General features: G+C 52.7%; 19 protein-coding genes. All 19 read right to left on the bottom strand.

The genetic code is table 11. The features are described 5' to 3' along the window. Positions 1-2: 2 nt before the first annotated feature. Positions 3-650, bottom strand: coding sequence for an acetyltransferase (locus BUE92_RS09730; protein ID WP_073523387.1), 648 nt, complete (start codon positions 648-650; stop codon positions 3-5). Next, complete coding sequence (locus BUE92_RS09725) at positions 647-1,414, bottom strand: SDR family NAD(P)-dependent oxidoreductase (protein WP_371915185.1); 768 nt, start codon at positions 1,412-1,414, stop codon at positions 647-649. Before BUE92_RS09725 ends, BUE92_RS09730 begins: the two co-directional genes overlap by 4 nt. Beyond that, positions 1,411-2,493 carry a 3-oxoacyl-ACP synthase III family protein gene (locus BUE92_RS09720; protein ID WP_073523386.1) on the bottom strand — a complete coding sequence of 361 codons (1,083 nt, stop codon included), beginning with the start codon at positions 2,491-2,493 and terminating at the stop codon, positions 1,411-1,413. The genes BUE92_RS09725 and BUE92_RS09720 overlap by 4 nt, the downstream gene beginning before the upstream one ends. 61 nt (positions 2,494-2,554) lie before the next feature. Further along, positions 2,555-3,589 (bottom strand): Rieske 2Fe-2S domain-containing protein, encoded by a 1,035-nt coding sequence (locus BUE92_RS09715; RefSeq protein ID WP_073523459.1) that lies wholly within the window; start codon positions 3,587-3,589, stop codon positions 2,555-2,557. Between the two features lie 135 nt (positions 3,590-3,724). Then, positions 3,725-3,937: an acyl carrier protein gene (locus tag BUE92_RS09710; protein ID WP_034135135.1), complete on the bottom strand. Its 213-nt coding sequence runs from the start codon at positions 3,935-3,937 to the stop codon at positions 3,725-3,727. Further along, positions 3,934-4,539, bottom strand: a complete 606-nt coding sequence (locus tag BUE92_RS09705) for a sugar transferase (protein WP_305887674.1) — start codon at positions 4,537-4,539, stop codon at positions 3,934-3,936. Before BUE92_RS09705 ends, BUE92_RS09710 begins: the two co-directional genes overlap by 4 nt. A gap of 16 nt (positions 4,540-4,555) precedes the next feature. Further along, on the bottom strand, positions 4,556-5,455 hold the full coding sequence (locus BUE92_RS09700) for a glycosyltransferase (RefSeq protein WP_073523383.1): 900 nt from the start codon (positions 5,453-5,455) through the stop codon (positions 4,556-4,558). Next, positions 5,455-6,507: a hypothetical protein gene (locus BUE92_RS09695; RefSeq protein WP_143169966.1), complete on the bottom strand. Its 1,053-nt coding sequence runs from the start codon at positions 6,505-6,507 to the stop codon at positions 5,455-5,457. The genes BUE92_RS09700 and BUE92_RS09695 overlap by 1 nt, the downstream gene beginning before the upstream one ends. Positions 6,508-6,510: 3 nt before the next feature. Then, positions 6,511-7,209, bottom strand: coding sequence for a hypothetical protein (locus tag BUE92_RS09690; protein ID WP_073523380.1), 699 nt, complete (start codon positions 7,207-7,209; stop codon positions 6,511-6,513). 362 nt (positions 7,210-7,571) lie between these two features. Then, entirely contained in the window at positions 7,572-8,870 is a 1,299-nt protein-coding gene (locus BUE92_RS09685) for a Wzz/FepE/Etk N-terminal domain-containing protein (protein ID WP_073523378.1), read from the bottom strand. Between the two features lie 330 nt (positions 8,871-9,200). Then, positions 9,201-9,431 (bottom strand): LapA family protein, encoded by a 231-nt coding sequence (locus tag BUE92_RS09680; RefSeq protein ID WP_073523376.1) that lies wholly within the window; start codon positions 9,429-9,431, stop codon positions 9,201-9,203. A gap of 24 nt (positions 9,432-9,455) precedes the next feature. Next, a complete protein-coding gene (gene ihfB / locus BUE92_RS09675; protein WP_003189779.1) occupies positions 9,456-9,752 on the bottom strand; it encodes an integration host factor subunit beta in 297 nt (98 codons plus the stop codon). A gap of 130 nt (positions 9,753-9,882) precedes the next feature. Further along, entirely contained in the window at positions 9,883-10,167 is a 285-nt protein-coding gene (locus BUE92_RS09670; RefSeq protein ID WP_073523374.1) for a hypothetical protein, read from the bottom strand. Between the two features lie 160 nt (positions 10,168-10,327). Beyond that, positions 10,328-12,013, bottom strand: a complete 1,686-nt coding sequence (rpsA, locus tag BUE92_RS09665) for a 30S ribosomal protein S1 (RefSeq protein WP_073523372.1) — start codon at positions 12,011-12,013, stop codon at positions 10,328-10,330. Between the two features lie 120 nt (positions 12,014-12,133). Then, the gene (cmk, locus tag BUE92_RS09660) at positions 12,134-12,823 is read right to left on the bottom strand and encodes a (d)CMP kinase (RefSeq protein WP_003189772.1); all 690 of its coding nucleotides are present in this window, start codon (positions 12,821-12,823) and stop codon (positions 12,134-12,136) included. Beyond that, positions 12,820-15,030: a bifunctional prephenate dehydrogenase/3-phosphoshikimate 1-carboxyvinyltransferase gene (locus BUE92_RS09655; protein WP_256673952.1), complete on the bottom strand. Its 2,211-nt coding sequence runs from the start codon at positions 15,028-15,030 to the stop codon at positions 12,820-12,822. The genes cmk and BUE92_RS09655 overlap by 4 nt, the downstream gene beginning before the upstream one ends. Before the next feature lie 28 nt (positions 15,031-15,058). After that, positions 15,059-16,171 (bottom strand): histidinol-phosphate transaminase, encoded by a 1,113-nt coding sequence (hisC, locus tag BUE92_RS09650; protein ID WP_073523368.1) that lies wholly within the window; start codon positions 16,169-16,171, stop codon positions 15,059-15,061. Positions 16,172-16,180: 9 nt separating this feature from the next. Continuing rightward, complete coding sequence (gene pheA / locus BUE92_RS09645) at positions 16,181-17,275, bottom strand: prephenate dehydratase (protein WP_003172650.1); 1,095 nt, start codon at positions 17,273-17,275, stop codon at positions 16,181-16,183. Then, positions 17,275-18,360 (bottom strand): 3-phosphoserine/phosphohydroxythreonine transaminase, encoded by a 1,086-nt coding sequence (gene serC / locus BUE92_RS09640; RefSeq protein ID WP_073523366.1) that lies wholly within the window; start codon positions 18,358-18,360, stop codon positions 17,275-17,277. The genes pheA and serC overlap by 1 nt, the downstream gene beginning before the upstream one ends. Positions 18,361-18,502 lie beyond the last annotated feature (142 nt).

Genomic DNA, 18,502 nt, shown 5'->3' with positions numbered 1-18,502 from the left:
TATTACCCAGCTATTCGTTTCGCGGGAACACCAAAAACCGTCACGCCAGGAGCTACTTTGCGTATGACCACCGATGAAGCCCCGATAACAGCAAAAGCGCCTACAGTCACCTTAGGTACAACTACTGCATGAGACCCCATAAATACGCCCTCTGCCAGCTGAACACCACCAGTAACATCACAATGTCCACTGATAGTGCTGTAGCTTCCGACAGAGGTGTCATGTCCGATGGTGGTGCAAGAGTTAATCGTTACAAAATCGCCAATTTCCAGATCTGTTGACAGAATTGTGTTTGGGCAAACGACAACACCCTGCCCAATCACCACTCTAGTACCGACTATCGCTGTAGGATGCACAAGAGAAAAGAATTGCGCACCTTTAGCAACCAGCTTCTCTGATACAATTTTCTTTATCGTCGGATCCGCAATAGCGCATACCAAAAATACGCCTTCCTGATGCACGTAGTCCTCTATAGAGGAAATAATTAACGGTGCATCCGAAAAGCGTTCCAGCGCCGCAGGCGAATCGTCCAGAAACCCATTAATCTGGTACTCATTGGGTGTCTCACTATGCTCAATCCAATCTTTTAACCAAACATATACCTCGCGCCCAAACCCACCAGCCCCAACTATTAAAAATTTCTTACTCATGCCAGGTACCCCCCATCGACTACGAGAGATGTACCAGTTACCCAACGGGCCGCTGGAGAGAGTAAATAGTTAATTGCATAGGCAACATCTGCAGGAGCACCAATACCTAACGGATGCTTTTGCTCAATCAACTCCATCGATTCCGCACCCACCAAGTCCTTGAGTGTCTCTGCCATTTCAGTTTTGACAACACCTGGCGCTACGCAGTTAACGCGGATACCCTCGCGAGCCAGCTCAATGGCAGCAGCCCGGACCATTGATTCCACCGCACCTTTACTCGCGCAGTAACCCAGAAGCGCAGGCTCACCGACTTTGGCCATGACCGATGAAATCAACACAATACTTGAACCGATTTGACATACACCTTTCTGCCGGAACGCTTTGATCAGCGAAAAAGATGAGGTTACGTTTGTTGATATTATCTTTTCCCAATGCGCCAGACTTGTTGCTCGAATAGGCATGGGCGCCTGAACACCTGCTGCATGAACCAGCCCGTCAAAAGCTGCAGTTTCCTTTGCAATTTTCTTCATCCAACCGGATATATCAGGTTCATTTAGAAAATCCACTACCGCGATGGTGTGACCGCTCCCATCCAGGCGTTGAAGTGTTTCCTCCAAGCGCTGTGTGTCCCTGGCGACCAGAGTAATACGGGCACCCTGCTTGCTGAGCCATACCGCGACCTCACGTCCGATTCCGGACGACGCGCCGGTAACCAGAATATGTTTTCCCTCCAAGGAAAACGGATTAAAACCTGGCATATTCATACTGACTCCTTCACAGCACACGTGTAGGACATCTCACTTACCCACACTTTATCAAAGTCTACAATGCAACCCGCCCAGGAATAACCCACACCAAATCCCGCTAGCATCATCAAGCCTGTCGCCCGATTATCTTTTTCAAGATCAGCTAATGACAATGCAAGCGGTATAGATGTGCAACTCGTGTTTCCTACATTTTCCAGATCAAGTACTACCTTTTCACGAGGTAACTTCATGCGTTTTGCTAAATGTTCGAGCATGAATTTATTAGCTTGGTGAAAGACGTAATGGTCAATGCCCGCCCCCAAATCCGAACGGCTCTCGTGAAGCGCTTTTACTAAAGAGGGAACCCGTGCCAAGGTGAAAGCAAAAATTTCTGCTCCATTCATGAACAAGTCGAACGCTCCACGCACCTCGGGTTCGCTGACTTCACTAAGGCCACCGGTACGATCACGAAAACCACCCGCCGGCACAATGAGATTTTTCGCACCACGCCCATCAGTCCCTAACGAGAAAGACATTGGTTGGGCACTTTCGTCATATTGAAGCAACGTCGCCGAGCCAGCATCTCCAAAAAGAGCGGCGACAGAACGATCTTCGCCGGATACTATCTTACTGATAGTGTCCCCAACTAATAACAAAACACGTCGGCTGCCCCCTCCCGATATCAAGGAAGAAGCTAGCCATAATCCGTATACATAGCCTGAGCAACCTAGAGCAACGTCAAACGCCGCCACGCCTACGGAAAGCTGCAGTCGCTCCTGCAAAATGCAAGCCGTGGCGGGCAATGTATGATCGTGAGTCTGAGATACGAATATCAATGTATCGATAGAGGACCGATCGATAGAGAGGTCTGCCATCAGTCGCTCAGCTGCAGCAACACAAAGATCAGATGAGCACTCACTATCGACTACATGTCGACGGAAGACACCCGTACTTGCCATTATTTTTTGAATACTTTCCGCACCGAACTTTTCAGCGAGATCAGAAACTTCTGAAATTTTCTCTGGCATTGAGCACGCAATGCCTTCGACTCGAACATTATTTACAACTCTAATATTTTCAAAATTACTCGCTGACATAATCACCCACCCCTACCGAAAAATACAAATTAAATGATAGCAATAAAACACAGAGAGCAAACTATTTGCGTCCCTTTGCACACGATTGACGAAAGTGCGCAATTTTCTGTTCTAACGAGCTCAAATATTTTGGAGGAGACATGGTCCAAGAATCACTAGGGACCCTTTGACAAATCTGGTGATCTTCCTCGAAGACCTGACGATTCAATTCAGCGGTAGACTTGGAAAACAGGCCGGTGATCTCACTGTAACGCGGATCGGATGTTTTCGCCGGAAAGAGCCGGCTAGTAAAAAACGCACGATCCACCTTCGGAGAAGGGAAAAAGTTCTGCATCGAATAGGAGTACCCATATGTCGACGAGATCATCGCAAAGGGGAAAAGAAAAATGCTCATGTAACCTTGATAAGGATCGGTGGTTTCGAAGAACTTGCTGAGTCCCGAAAGCCGGCGCTGAACTCTCTCATCCTCTACCGGCGAATACCAAATAGAATTCTCGCCTTCAAAAACATTCTCGCCAACACCTAACTTCAATGTCGCAAGCGTATTACGATGAATTAATGGTATATGGTAAGGCTCAAGTGCATTTTCCAGGGCAATCGTCCAATTACACTCAAACTCATAACGATTAAAATCATTACAGGCCTGTACATCCTTACCTAAGCGTTCGACAACGCCGTAGACCTCACTACCAATCTGTTCCTGGAGCGACACACTTGGGTTCACTGCAAAAAAAACCAGCTCCCCACAGGTTGCCAATTTGAACTGATTGAGAGAAGCTTTTTCTATATCGCATCCAACAAACGACGCCGCATTGGGTATCCGTAAACGGCCATCCGAAAAGCTCCAACCATGATACCGGCAGACGACACCTCGGTTACCATAATCCTCGGTGAAAAACCGGCTTCCTCGATGTGGACAGCGATTGTCGAATGCAATGAGACGTCCCTTATCGTTAAATATGACAACCTCAAAATCCAAAACATCAAAGCGTAAAAAATCTCTGTCGTTCGGCAAATCAGAATTAAAGCACAGGGGGTGCCAGTATGACTCAACTAAATCTCTTTCGATTTTACTCGAGTCCAATTCAACATTCATAAACACCCCACCCTCTTCAATTCTTGTATAACGCTATACCGAGCAAATTCGATAAAATCATTAAAATAAAAAATCCAAACCACTCAAAATTGTGAAGTATTTTGAGCGGTATGGATTAGGTAAGCCTAAAGCTTATCATGCACTTTTAGCAGCGACCAAGGCCACGACATCATCTACGGTTTCGCACTTATTAAGACCGTCAGCAGAAACACTGATATCTCGCTCAGAAAGAAAAGCCATGAATGTTACGACGGCGATGGAATCCCAATCCAATTTATCGCCCAGCTTAACAGAGCCTTCGTCAGCTTCTTTGGCTTCTGCGATCAAGTTCAGAATATCGTTGCTCATTTCTTTTCCCCATCAATTTCGTTGTCGTTGGAACCCTTGAAGGCTTCCATAGTTGCTTGCCCTTCTTGATTGATGCCCTCTCGCAAGAACACCTTCTTGAAGGTCAAAATAATGATTTTAAGATCCAGCAGCAGAGACTGGTTGTCCACATACCACACGTCCAGTTTGAATTTTTCCTCCCAAGAGAGCGCGTTCCGTCCGCTCACCTGAGCGAGCCCCGTCACTCCGGGACGGACCAAATGCCTGCGATTCTGCTCTGCACTGTATAGGGGGAGATAGGCCATCAGCAAGGGCCGCGGCCCCACAACGCTCATATCCCCTTTTAGCACATTTAGCAAACCAGGAAGCTCATCAAGACTGCTAGCCCTAAGGAACCGCCCGAACTTGGTCAAACGCTCGGAATCGGGTAACGGCGTACCCGCCGCGTCATGCGCGTCAAGCATTGTGCGAAATTTTAGCATCTCGAAGGGTCTCCCTTCAAAGCCAGGTCTCACCTGCCTGAAAAATGCCGGACCTCCCAGATACCACCTCACCAGTAAATAGGTGACTATCATGACAGGAGACAATAAAAGCAAACCCAGGCCAGAGATCACTATATCCATTAATCTTTTCATATAACTAAAATAACCCGAAGAAAAAGAACACACTCAACACACGGCACTCAGAAGTCTTGCGTCTGAACGAACCAACGCGACCGATAAGTTTCAAACGATCAAGAAAGCTATTTCTTTTAACTAACGCTATTACATCCTTCTCTCTATCGCCGGCACCGCAATGTTCTGCTATCCACAATACGTTAGACCTATACCACCCGCCTCGGACAAGTTTTATTTTTTCCAGCAGCCCGCCTAGGGTCGTCATGGCACCATAAACATTACTGGCATGCTGCCTGTAAAAAATAGGCGCATAAGCGTCATAGCACCAGCTCATCTGGTTGGCACGAGCAATTGCATACACTAACCAATCATGAGAGCGGCCTATGAAATCCGCACTTTGTAAGTTCGCAGTGTAGCGCGCCACAAGGGCTGCCAACTTTGCAGTCATTACATATGTACAACCCGCCGATGCGCCCTGAAATAAATAATCGAAATCTTTAGCCGGATAAGACTTTTTTAAATATTGGGCATGACCTTTTGAATTCGAATAAGCAATTAAATCGGCGCTATAACCCTCATGGCCACCCTCGACTATCTTTGAGTGCGCCCGCTTCAGTTTTTCGGGATCCCAGATATCATCCTGATCGGCAAAAGCCACGTAATCATAGTTTTCTATCTCAATTTGAGAGAAAATTTTAAAAAAGTTTCCCGCGGCCGACCGGGTGCTAGCATCGTCCTCGATAATTGTTACATTCATCAAGCTTGCAAAGCTTTGGATAACATCGGCCGTCTTATCCGTTGACCCGTCGTCACGAATATAAAGATCGACATCAACATCCAATTGAGACAGGATCGAATTGACTTGAGAAACAATAAATGGCTCACCATTGTAAGCTGCCAACAGCACCGCAATTTTAGCCATCATGCACCTCCCGCATTTCGAAGAATATCCATAAACACCAAGCAAAAATACCCAACGGCAAATATGACGTCTACCTGGCGATATCTACTGCTACTCTGCCCGGTAAATAAAAAAGCCCCTTTGGCCAAAACGCAGCTGCCCAACACATATAAAGCAAATCGAACCCCGACAACTTCGCTCAACGCAAAGGAAAGCGCTGTCAGTAACATAGCGCCACAAACAAACAGCTTAGTCCTCGCTTGCACCGCTAGATTTTTTATCGTGGTATAGGCCACCACCCAAATCACAACCATGAAAATCTTTTTTACAGTTGACGTTTCAGGGAGTTCTTGAAAGTAAACTGACCGAATGCCAATATTTAATTTTGATACTACGGAGAACAAAATATAAGCGACCTGCTGTGAAAGCAGTATCAACGTGAGAGAACACCACATCAAAAATTGGTAAAAAACCAGACCAATCGACTTAAACATGTACGTAGCTATGCAGCTAGCAGCATACACAGCAACCAGAATCAACGCTGAATCGTGGAAGGAAACGGCTAAAATAGAGAGCAGTATGAACTTTAAATTAAACCTCCCCCCGGTAGCCGCTATATAGGCAACCAATATATATGCCGGGGAGGCTCGCAGCGCCGTAGTAATCAATAAAGGACCTAAAACGGCGGTAAAGAAAAACCAACCCCGCCTCGATATACCACCTTTAACAACACCAAAATAGAAAACAAATAACACATAAAAAATCTGGACAAACAAGGCAAAAAAATCGACAACATGGTCGGCATTGTCAAAAAAAAGGAGCCCCTCACTTAAAAACAGTCGAGAAACCCACTCAGCCATATATTCGTCTTTACTAAACAAGTACCCACCATTATTAACGATGGTTACATAATTTGGATAATCCGGAAACGACCAACCCCCCATGAAATAATAAACAACAAGCAGGGCAAGCACAAAAAGCAGATTGAGATAGACATACCAACTACCCGAAAAAGAGCGTGATTGCGCCCCACCCTTTTCAAGCTTAGCTACGGCGTCGGCTTCTACACTCACCCCTTAACCCCCAACGGTAAAATAAAAGCAAAAAACACCCAGCACCAGTATGAACTGCGCTACAAGTTTCCCCGTGATAATTCTATTAGCACAGTCAAACTCATTACCGGCATCAAGCGCTTTGAAAAAAACGCGATCCACATAAGTAAACATTATAATCGACGCACAAAAATTAAGTAATTGGCCGGTATACGCCAGCGTCATCCTAACCTCTGGATATCGCACACTTAACATAAAAGGCATGATAATCGCCAAGTTTATAAACAAACTAACCAACACAGAAAACCAAGTAAGCCTTGAAAAAAAATCAAACTTTACACGCCACCAATACGCCTTCTTACCAGGCTCACCAAACACCGGAGTAAATCCTACACACTGGAGAACTCTCAGTACTGGACTGGTAAAACTAAACTTGCAAACGAGCCCGATCATTACCAACCCAAGGCACATTGAATAGCCAAACATCGCAGGCACACCAATGGTGCTAATCTTACTTTCCAACAACAGAGATATGCTGAACACAGAAACCATATTCATAATGCGTGCCAGGTACTGGATCCAGTTAGCAACAGCTAAAACTTGTGTAGTACCATCCACATTCACCTTCGCTCGAACCATGACAGCGTACACATCAAAAACCTGTGCCCCCACCAATGTAAAAATCACGATGAATTCGAATACACTCACTAAATTACTGTCCATCCATACTCCGAGCTCATTATTAAAACCTTTGGCCTAAACCTGAACACCGATCTTGATGCCTAAAGGCACTCATTAATGCAAGCCCAGACCCGCTCATGATTGGCACGGTGCTTCTGTATCGTGTGTGCCAACATACGGGTATTATGCCTGACAGGCTCAATCCAAGATACCACTCGGAATGCTCGTGCTTCATACGCTTATGACCAGCGCAACGAAGATAAATTCAACGAAATCATCTATTCCACCCCGTCGCCCTTTCGCCCCCACCCCAACGGCGAGACTCGGTCAAGCAGCTAAACGACGAGCCCACAAGCCATTATTTAGCCACTATTACAAACCGAGAGTATGATTCATGATCACCGCTATTTTAGGAGTGGTACCTCATTCATTACCGCTATTTTCGAACGTCTTGAGAAATACATGACTACCGCAATCGCCAGACCCAAGATGATTCCGCACAATACACCAACTACAATGACTAGAAACCGTTTGGGCTTAATGGGAGTAGTTGGTTCAAGAGCCAGCTTATCGATGCTGACCAGTTTCAATCCGTCCAAGTCGATGTTCAGGTTCTGCAACCGAGCCATCTCTGCGCGTAATGGCTGGACGCCGCTGAGGAAGAGCTCTTCATTTGCGCGACTTTCTAACACTTCCACTTCACGGTTCGTACGCAATAGTTGAAGCTCTTTTGATATTTGCGCTATCCGGCCATCAGCAAAGTCATCACTGGTCCGACGCTGCAGAGCAGAACGCTCCGCCAATAATGCCTCCGCCCCCATAAAATACAGTGGTATTTGTTGATTATTTATCTCGGTCTTCATTACGCTCGAATTAGGACGATCGGCCTCCCCAAGCAAAGAGGGGGTAGTAGGCTTATGAATACCCAATGATCTAGCAATCACAATAGCTTCTTCGAGCTGGGAAATTCGATCCGCTCGCAGCTCCTTTAACTGTATCCTTAGCGCCCTGAGTTCGTCCTGTAATTGTGAGCGCTTCATGCTATCACTCTCAAGCAAGAACGCTATTCTCGCCTGCTTGTCATTATCATAGCCTGCTCTTGCAGCTTCAAGTTTACCTTGAATTTCGTTTATTCGATTTTTAACAATAACACGCATATCAGAAGCGATTTTCAAGCGCTCAGCTTCAACAGCGTAACCTACGAAGTTATTAAGTATAGCGACACCATCAACCCCTGCAGGATAATTAAGATGCAGTGTTATATTCGAATCTATTGTTGTATTATTTTTCGGATCCGATCGGGTCAGAACAATTGAATTACGATTAAACTCTTCAAAGCTTTGCTCTAATGTCCGACCTGGGCGCACGAACGCGTCAAACAGCTTCTGGTTTTCTCTAAAGAAGTTTAAACGCACTTCGTAAGATTCAAGTGACGCCCCAACTTTTATCAACGCAGCCTCTGGGGGCAACTTATAAACTTCAGAACGATTAAGTGCGTCCAACTCGTTGAGCGCAGCAGGTCGCAACACGCTATTCACAGAGTACTCAGGGGTAGCTATAAAAGCATAGGCAGTCGCGAGCAAACCGGCACCTAGCGCGAATGCTAGAATCAGCTTTTTATGCTGCCAAATGGATTGCACAAGCTCGACGATATCGATCTCGTCGTTTTGAGATACAGGAGGGATACGAAAGCTACTACTCACAACAAAAACCTGCCTTCAAAGAGAAACTGCGGGCTCGTTATGCAGACAAAATTGCGTTTTTTTATTCTAATTGGATGATCGCCAAAACCCAGCGTCTCTGCCAAATCTTGAGCGCACAAAATGCCCGTTATCGAGAACAGATTCCATTCTGCCATCTCTTTGGTATATTACAAGTCTTGACATGTATGTAGGACGATTCTTAATCCACCAGGAGAACTGTCGTAACCAGCGGGAATAGGTAGCTAGGCAGCTCAAAGCGCTCAGCATGATTAGGTTTCTGACAAACGGTCGGCCAACGCCACCATCTCCATCACCATGCCAGTTGAGCCCCTAAACCACCGCCTTACCCCGACGCCTCCGCACAACCACCCCCAACAACGGCCCAATCACCATCCCCACAATCAAAGCCACCACCACAAACACCGCCACCGGCATCTGCGCAGTACTCCACCCCAGGAACGACAGCGCCACACCCTGCTGGTTCTCCAGCACAAACGCCAGAACCACTAAAGCCGCAAGCACTGCAATCAACACCGCAACAACGCGCTTAACCCCACGCATACCCTTCTCCTTACTCAAAAACACTCAGACGCCTTCTTCCTCTTCTTCGTTCACCCGATCGCGCAATTCCTTGCCCGGCTTGAAGTGGGGAACGAATTTGCCGTCGAGGCTGACGGACTGGCCGGTTTTTGGGTTGCGGCCTACGCGCGGTGCGCGGTAGTGCAGTGAGAAGCTGCCGAAGCCGCGGATTTCGATGCGATCTCCGGTGGCAAGGCATTGGGACATTTGCTCAAGCATGGTCTTGATAGCCAGCTCTACATCCTTGGATGAGAGCAGCCCTTGATGGGTGACAATTCGTTCGATCAACTCCGACTTCGTCATATTTTTCCCTTCTTTTTCAAGCAGCTAGGAAAAGCGCTCCGAAGGTTTTAGCATGAGTTGATGAATTTGAACAGCCCATATGTCAACTTATCTGAGGCTGAATAAACACGTTCAGCGAGCAGCCAACCCCTTACTTACAGATCACTAACATGGTCCGCGTCACTGCGCCAGCAGGGTTCCAGCCGAACAGGTAGTCGCCCTCTTCGTCCTCTGCATCGCTGGAGCGGGTAATGACCTTGTAGCCCTGCATCTTGCACTCACGGGCGGCACGCTTCTCGCACTTCTCCCACTTGTTACCCAAGCCGGAGCAATCGATCTCGATACCACTGACGCCGCGCTTGGCGTGGGTTTTGGCGCTGGTGGAGGAGCAGCCTGCAAGCACTAGCAGCGCAAGCATTACGATAATCCTGTTCATTCAAACCCTTATTGAGTCAGCAACGCGAAATAGCCGTTTTCAAGACTATAGTCAGTTCTGACATTGGGCTGAACGCCTTCGTTCGGTGCAGTTGCTTCATCAAATTTCAGGCGCAAAAAAGGGCGACCGAAGTCGCCCTTTTTCTACAGCTTTACAGAACTTAGTTCTGCTTAGCCATTGCCTGGCGCAGCAGTGCCGCCATGGTGGTGTCAGCAGCAGCTTCCGGAGCAGCTTCTTTCAGGCTCTGGATAGCTTCTTTCTCTTCCACTTCGTCTTTGGACTTGATGGAGAGCTGAATCACGCGGCTCTTGCGGTCAACGCTGATGATCTTGGCTTCTACTTCCTGGCCTTCTTTCAGAACGTTGCGCGCGTCTTCAACGCGGTCACGGCTGATTTCGGAGGCTTTCAGAGTCGCTTCGATATCGTCGGCCAGAACGACGATGGCGCCTTTGGCGTCAACTTCTTTCACAGTGCCTTTAACGATGGCGCCTTTGTCGTTCTCTTGAACGTACTCGGAGAACGGATCGCTTTCCAGTTGCTTGATACCCAGGGAGATGCGCTCGCGCTCTGGGTCAACCGACAGGATAACGGTGTCCAGCTCGTCGCCCTTCTTGAAACGACGAACAGCTTCTTCGCCAACTTCGTTCCAGGAGATGTCGGACAGGTGAACCAGGCCGTCGATGCCGCCGTCCAGACCAATGAAGATACCGAAATCGGTGATCGACTTGATGGTGCCGGAGATTTTATCGCCCTTGTTGAACTGGCCAGAGAAATCTTCCCATGGGTTAGATTTGCACTGCTTGATGCCCAGGGAGATACGACGACGCTCTTCGTCGATGTCCAGAACCATAACTTCCACTTCGTCGCCGACTTGTACGACTTTCGAAGGGTGGATGTTCTTGTTGGTCCAGTCCATTTCGGAAACGTGTACCAGGCCTTCCACGCCTTCTTCCAGCTCTGCGAAGCAGCCGTAGTCGGTCAGGTTGGTAACACGCGCGGTTACGCGAGTGCTTTCTGGGTAACGAGCTTTGATAGCAACCCATGGATCTTCGCCCAGCTGCTTCAAGCCCAGGGAAACGCGGTTACGCTCACGATCGTACTTCAGAACCTTGACATCGATCTCGTCGCCAACGTTGACGATTTCGGAAGGATGCTTGATACGCTTCCAAGCCATGTCGGTAATGTGCAGCAGGCCATCGACGCCACCCAGATCGACGAATGCGCCGTAATCGGTGAGGTTCTTGACGATACCTTTGACTTGTTGGCCTTCCTGCAGGGATTCCAGCAGAGCTTCACGCTCGGCGGAGTTCTCTGCTTCCAGCACGCTGCGACGGGAAACGACAACGTTGTTGCGCTTCTGGTCGAGCTTGATGACTTTGAATTCGAGTTCTTTGCCTTCCAGGTGCGTGGTGTCGCGCACTGGACGAACGTCGACCAAAGAACCTGGCAGGAACGCACGGATGCCGTTAACGTCGACAGTGAAGCCGCCTTTAACCTTACCGTTGATAACGCCCTTGACCACTTCTTCAGCTGCGAAGGCTGCTTCGAGAACAATCCAGCATTCAGCGCGCTTGGCTTTTTCACGGGACAGCTTGGTTTCACCGAAACCGTCTTCAACCGAGTCCAGAGCAACGTGAACTTCGTCACCGACATTGATAGTCAGGTCACCAGCATCGTTGTAGAACTGTTCCAGCGGGATCAGAGCTTCAGACTTCAGACCAGCGTGAACGGTTACCCAGCGAGCTTGGTAATCGATATCAACGATAACACCGGTGATGATGGAGCCTGCCTGAAGGTTCAGGGTTTTTAGGCTTTCTTCAAAGAGTTCCGCAAAGCTTTCGCTCATTTTAATTCCTGTTGATAAGGGCGAAGAATACGCCCATCTCCACACCCCAGACGGTGTGGGTCAGTTTCAGTTAAAAGAAGCCACCGCAGGACTATGACTGGTCCCCTGCGGCCTTCTTGATCACCCGGCGATATCGCGAATGGCGATTTCACTCATGATGCGTTCCAGCACCTGCTCGATGGACAACTCCGTGGAATCCAGCTGTATGGCGTCAGCCGCCGGCTTGAGCGGGGCTACCGCACGCTGGGTATCACGCTCATCGCGTGCACGGATCTCATCTAGCAGACTCGACAGACTAACACCATCGACCTTGCCCTTCAACTGCAAGTAGCGGCGGCGTGCCCGCTCCTCGGCGCTGGCGGTCAGGAAAATCTTCAGCGGCGCCTCGGGAAACACCACCGTGCCCATGTCGCGGCCATCGGCCACCAGGCCCGGCGCTTCCTGGAATGCGCGCTGGCGCTGCAGCAGCGCCTCGCGCACGGCGGGCAGCGCGGCTACTTGGGAGGCACCCGCGCCGATACTCTCGGTGCGAATCACATCGCTGACTTCATCACCTTCCAGAATGATGCGCTGCAACTGACCCTCGGTCGCCGCAATGAACTGCACATCCAGATGCGCGGCTAGTTTCGTCAGCAACTCTTCGTTGGTCAGGTCCACACCATGGTTGTGCGCAGCAAACGCCAGCAGGCGGTACAGCGCGCCAGAATCCAGCAGGCACCAACCCAGGCGCTTGGCCAGAATGCCAGCGATTGTGCCTTTGCCCGAGCCGCTAGGCCCGTCGATGGTAATCACCGGTGCTTTGATATTCACAATTGAGCCTCTTGGGCAACACGGATGCCGACTTGGGCACACAGTGTCAGAAAGTTCGGAAAAGACGTAGCAACATTGGCGCAGTCAAGGATACGAATAGGCGCCATCGCCCGCAGGGAAGCCACACTGAACGCCATGGCAATGCGGTGATCGCCATGGGCATACACTTCACCGCCGCCTATCGGGCCGCCCTCAATGATAATCCCATCAGACGTGGGTTCACACTTCACGCCCAGGGCCAACAGACCGTCGGCCATCACCTGGATACGATCGGACTCCTTGAGGCGCAGCTCCTCGGCACCGCGCAAAACGGTGCGGCCTTGAGCGCAGGCTGCGGCAATAAACAGCACGGGGAACTCATCAATCGCCAACGGCACCAGGGCCTCTGGAATTTCGATGCCCTTGAGCGCGGCAACACGCACACGCAAATCCGCAACCGGCTCGCCGCCCACCTCACGCTGATTTTCAACGGTGATATCAGCCCCCATCAGCCGCAGGATATCGATCACCCCGGTGCGGGTCGGGTTGATACCGACATGCTCCAGCAGCAACTCGGAGCCTTCGGCAATCGAGGCCGCCACCAGGAAAAACGCCGAAGACGAAATATCCCCCGGCACTTCAATACGTGTAGCGGTCAACCCACGCCCCGACGCCAGCGACGCCGTCGCGCCCTGCACCGCCACCGGGTAACCAAAGCCGCGCAGCATGCGCTCGGTGTGGTCGCGGGTCGGTGCGGGCTCGGTCACCGAGGTTTTACCCTCAGCGTACAACCCCGCCAACAACAGGCAGGATTTCACCTGGGCACTGGCCATGGGCAGTACATAGTTCAAGCCTTTGAGCGCTTGCCCGCCACGAATGGTCAGCGGCGGACGCCCGTCTGGCCCGGTCTCGATGATCGCGCCCATTTCCCGCAGCGGCTTGGCCACGCGATTCATCGGGCGCTTGGACAGCGAAGCATCGCCAGTCAGCACGCTGTCGAAGCTCTGCGCCGCCAATACACCTGCCAACAGGCGCATCGACGTGCCGGAATTGCCCACGTAGATCGGCCCCGGCGCAGCCTTCAGGCCCTGCAGGCCGACACCGTGAATGGTCACGCGCCCATGGTGTGGGCCCTCGATCACCACGCCCATGTCGCGAAAGGCCTGCAAAGTCGCCAGGGCGTCTTCCCCCTCGAGGAACCCTTCTACCTCGGTCACGCCCTCGGCCAACGACCCTAGCATGATCGACCGATGGGAGATCGACTTGTCACCTGGCACGCGGATGCGCCCGCTCAAGCGGCCACCCGGGCTGGCGATGAAGGTCAGGTCATCGGTGTTCACTGCGGTTTCCATATAGGCCCGGCGTGCGAGGATCTTGCTGAAATGTTCACGCGCCACCCGTGCACGGGTGAACACGCCCAGCAGTTGATGGCCGTCTCCCGCATCCACGGCGTCGCGCAGGGCGTCGAGATCACTGCGGAAGGTGTCCAGGGTACGCAACACCGCTTCGCGATTGGCGAGGAAGATGTCGTGCCACATCACCGGATCGCTGCCGGCAATCCGCGTGAAATCGCGAAAACCACCCGCCGCGTAACGGAAAATCTCGAGGTTCTCGTTGCGCTTGGCCAGCGAATCCACCAAGCCAAATGCCAGCAGATGCGGCAAGTGACTGGTCGCTGCCAACACTTCGTCGTGACGCTCGACCTGCATATGCTCCACATCCGCGCCCAGCTCGCGCCAGAGACGATCCACCACTGCCAACGCCGCGGGATCGGTTTGCGCAAGCGGCGTCAGGATGACCTTATGCCGACGGAACAGCTGCGCATTGGATGCCTCCACCCCGCTCTGCTCGGAGCCAGCAATGGGATGGCCCGGCACAAAGCGCGGCGGCATGCCACCAAACGCCAATCGTGCTGCGCGCACCACGTTGCCTTTGGCGCTGCCCACATCGGTAAGGATCGCTTGCCCGAGGTCCATGCCAGCCAGTACCGCCAGCAATTTCTCCATGGCCAGGATCGGCACGGCGAGCTGGATCACATCCGCGCCCTGGCACGCAACGGCCAGGTCCGCCTCACAGCGATCCACCACGCCCAACTCCACCGCCAACGTGCGCGATTGCGGGTCGAGGTCCACGCCTACGACTTCGCCACACAGCCCGCTTTCACGCAGGCCCTTGGCGAAGGAGCCACCGATCAACCCCAGGCCGACCACCACCAGGCGACCGATCATAGGCACAGCAGGTTGCAATGCAGTGACATCAACCACGGGTCAGAACCTTGGCCAACGCCTCAAGGAAGCGGCTGTTCTCAGCCGGCAAACCGATGGTGATACGCAGGTGGTTCGGCATGCCGTAGTTGGCCACGGGGCGCACGATCACGCCCTCGCGCAGCAAGCCCTGGAACACCGGCGCGGCCACTTGGCCGAGGTCGACGCAGATGAAGTTGCCCTTGGACGGAATCCAGCCCAGGCCCAACTCACGAAAGCCTTCCTGCAATTGCAGCATGCCGCTTTCGTTGAGGCGACGGCCTTCTTCCAGGTATTGGGCATCCTTCACCGCCGCACAGGCGGCCGCCAGGGCCAGGCTGTTGACGTTGAACGGCTGGCGCACGCGGTTCAGCACATCGGCCACCACGGGCGTGGACAAGCCATAACCGACCCGCAACGACGCCAGGCCATAAGCCTTGGAGAACGTACGCGACACCAGCAGGTTCGGGTAGGCCGCGAGGAAATCCAGGCCGTCGGGCAGGTCGCTGCCTTCGGCGTACTCGATGTAGGCTTCGTCCAGCACAACCAGCACATGCTCCGGCACGCCCTGCAGGAATTCGTTCAGTGCCTGCTCGTCAAACCAGGTGCCGGTCGGGTTGTTCGGATTGGCGATAAACACCACGCGAGTCCGGGCATCGATGGCCGCCAGCATCGCCGGCAAGTCATGACCCCAGTCCTTGGCAGGAATCACCCGAGCATCCGCCCCCACCGCCTGGGTCACGATCGGGTAGACCGCAAACGCGTGCTCGCTGAACACCGCATTCAAACCTGGCGCCAGGTAGGCACGGCCGACCAGCTCAAGGATGTCGTTGGAGCCGTTGCCCAAGGTCACTTGATTCAGCTCGACCCGGCATTTTTCTGCCAGCAGCGACTTGAGAGCAAAACCGTTGCCATCGGGATAACGGGTCAGCTCGGCCAGCTCTTCACGAATGGCCGCCAACACTTTGGGGCTCGGACCCAGCGGGTTTTCGTTACTCGCCAGCTTGACGATTTTAGACGGATCCAGATTCAACTCGCGGGCCAGCTCGTCCACAGGCTTGCCTGGAACGTAAGGCGAGAGTTGTTGCACGCCCGGCTGCGCCAGGGCGAGGAAGTTGCCACTCATGTCAAAGCCTCACAAAACCGCTTTCGGGTAAGAGCCCAGCACCTTGAGTGCCACGGCTTCCTGACTGATCTTCTCCAGCACACCTTTGACCAGCGGGTCGCGGTGATGGCCAATGAAATCAATAAAGAACACGTAGGTCCATTTACCGCTGCGCGAAGGACGAGTCTCGATGCGCGTCAGGTCAATCCCGTTATCGTGGAACGGCACCAGCAGCTCATGCAGCGCGCCGGGTTTGTTGCTCATGGAAACGATGATCGAGGTCTTGTCGTCGCCGGTGGGCGGCACTTCCTGGCTGCCGATCATCAAAAAGCGCGTGGAGTTATCCGGGCGATCTTCGATCTTCTCGGCCAGGCGCGTCAGGCCGTACAGGCCGGCAGCCATATCGCCGGCAATCGCCGCCGAGTTCCACTCCCCCTTGACCCGCTTGGCCGCTTCGGCGTTGCTGGACACCGCCACGCGCTCGACATTCGGGTAATGGGCGTCCAGCCACTTGCGGCACTGGGCCAGGGACTGGGCGTGGGAATAGATACGGCTGATGCTGTCGGTCTTGGTGTTTTCACCCACCAGCAAGTGGTGGTGGATACGCAACTCCACCTCACCGCAGATGACCATGTCGTGTTCGAGGAAGCTGTCCAACGTGTGGTTGACCGCGCCTTCGGTGGAGTTTTCCACCGGCACCACGCCAAAATTCACCGCACCGGCCGCGACTTCACGGAAGACTTCGTCGATAGCCGCCATCGGCTTGCTGATTACCGCATGGCCGAAGTGCTTCATGGCCGCTGCCTGGGTGAAGGTGCCTTCAGGGCCGAGGTAAGCCACTTTCAGCGGCTGCTCCAGCGCCAGGCACGAGGACATGATTTCACGGAACAACCGCGCCATCTCTTCGTTGCCCAACGGCCCCTTGTTGCGTTCCATCACACGCTTGAGCACCTGGGCTTCACGCTCGGGGCGGTAGAACACCGGCACTTCGCCTTCCGCGAGGGAAGCCATCTTCACCCGGGCCACTTCCTGGGCGCAGCGCGCACGCTCACTGATCAGCTCCAGGACTTTCTCGTCCAGGCTGTCAATGCGTACGCGCAGGGCCTTGAGTTCTTGCTCAGACATTAGCCGTGTTCCTTCTCGAACTCTGCCATGTAGGCAACCAGCGCATTGATGGCGTGGATGTCGACGGCGTTATAAATGGAGGCGCGCATGCCACCCACCGAGCGGTGGCCCTTGAGGTTCAGCAGGCCGCGTTCGTCGGCGCCAGCCAGGAACGGCTTGTCCAGACGATCATCAGCCAGGCGGAACGGCACGTTCATCCACGAGCGGTCGGTGAGATTGATCGGGTTGCTGTACAGGCCGCTGGCGTCGATGAAATCGTACAGGACGCGCTTCTTCTCTTCGTTGAGCTTGCCCATGGCCGCCACGCCGCCCTGCTCCTTGAGCCATTCGAACACCAGGCCCGACAGGTACCAGGCAAACGCCGGCGGGGTGTTGTACATCGAGCCGTTATCGGCCGCGACCTTGTAGTTGAGCATGGTCGGGCACAGCGAGCGGGCGCGACCCAGCAGGTCTTCGCGGATGATATTGACCAGGATGCCGCTCGGGCCGATGTTCTTCTGCGCGCCGGCGTAGATCATGCCGTACTTGGACACGTCGATCGGGCGCGAGAGGATGTCCGAGGACATGTCGCACACCAGTGGCACGTCACCTACTTGCGGCACCCAATCAAATTCCAGGCCACCGATGGTTTCGTTCGCGACGTAGTGAACGTAGGCCGCGTCCTTGGACAGCTTCCACTCATTCTGACCGGGAATGGCGAAGTAGTCGTAGGGCTTGGCGGTGCCTGCCACGTTGACATGGCCGTAGCGCGAGGCCTCTTCAATGGCCTTCTGACCCCAGATACCGGTGTCGATATAGTCGGCAGTGCCGCCTTCGGGCAGCAGGTTCAGCGGTAACTGGGCGAACTGCTGGCTCGCACCACCTTGCAGGAACAGCACTTTGTAATTGGATGGGATGTCCAGCAAGTCGCGCAGGTCTTGCTCGGCCTTGTTGGCGATGGACACGAACTCATCGCTGCGATGGCTCATTTCCATCACGGAGAGGCCTTTTCCATGCCAGTCGAGGAGTTCACCCTGCGCACGCTGCAGGACTGCTTCAGGAAGCGCCGCGGGACCGGCACAGAAGTTATAGGCTCTCTTGCTCACATCCAATCTCACTCTGATCTGGTGGTAGTCAGGCAAACATATCAGCCGACACCGGACCCAATGTGGGAGCGGGCTTGCTCGCGAAATCGATCTAACAGGCGCCACCTTGGGTGAATGTCAGTCCGCCTTCGCGAGCAAGCCC

It is taken from the genome of Pseudomonas fluorescens (genome assembly GCF_001902145.1).
Taxonomy (GTDB): Bacteria; Pseudomonadota; Gammaproteobacteria; order Pseudomonadales; family Pseudomonadaceae; genus Aquipseudomonas; species Aquipseudomonas fluorescens_BV.
The sequence above is the reverse complement of the archived record's forward strand: the minus strand, read 5'-3'. Positions and strand labels throughout refer to the sequence as shown.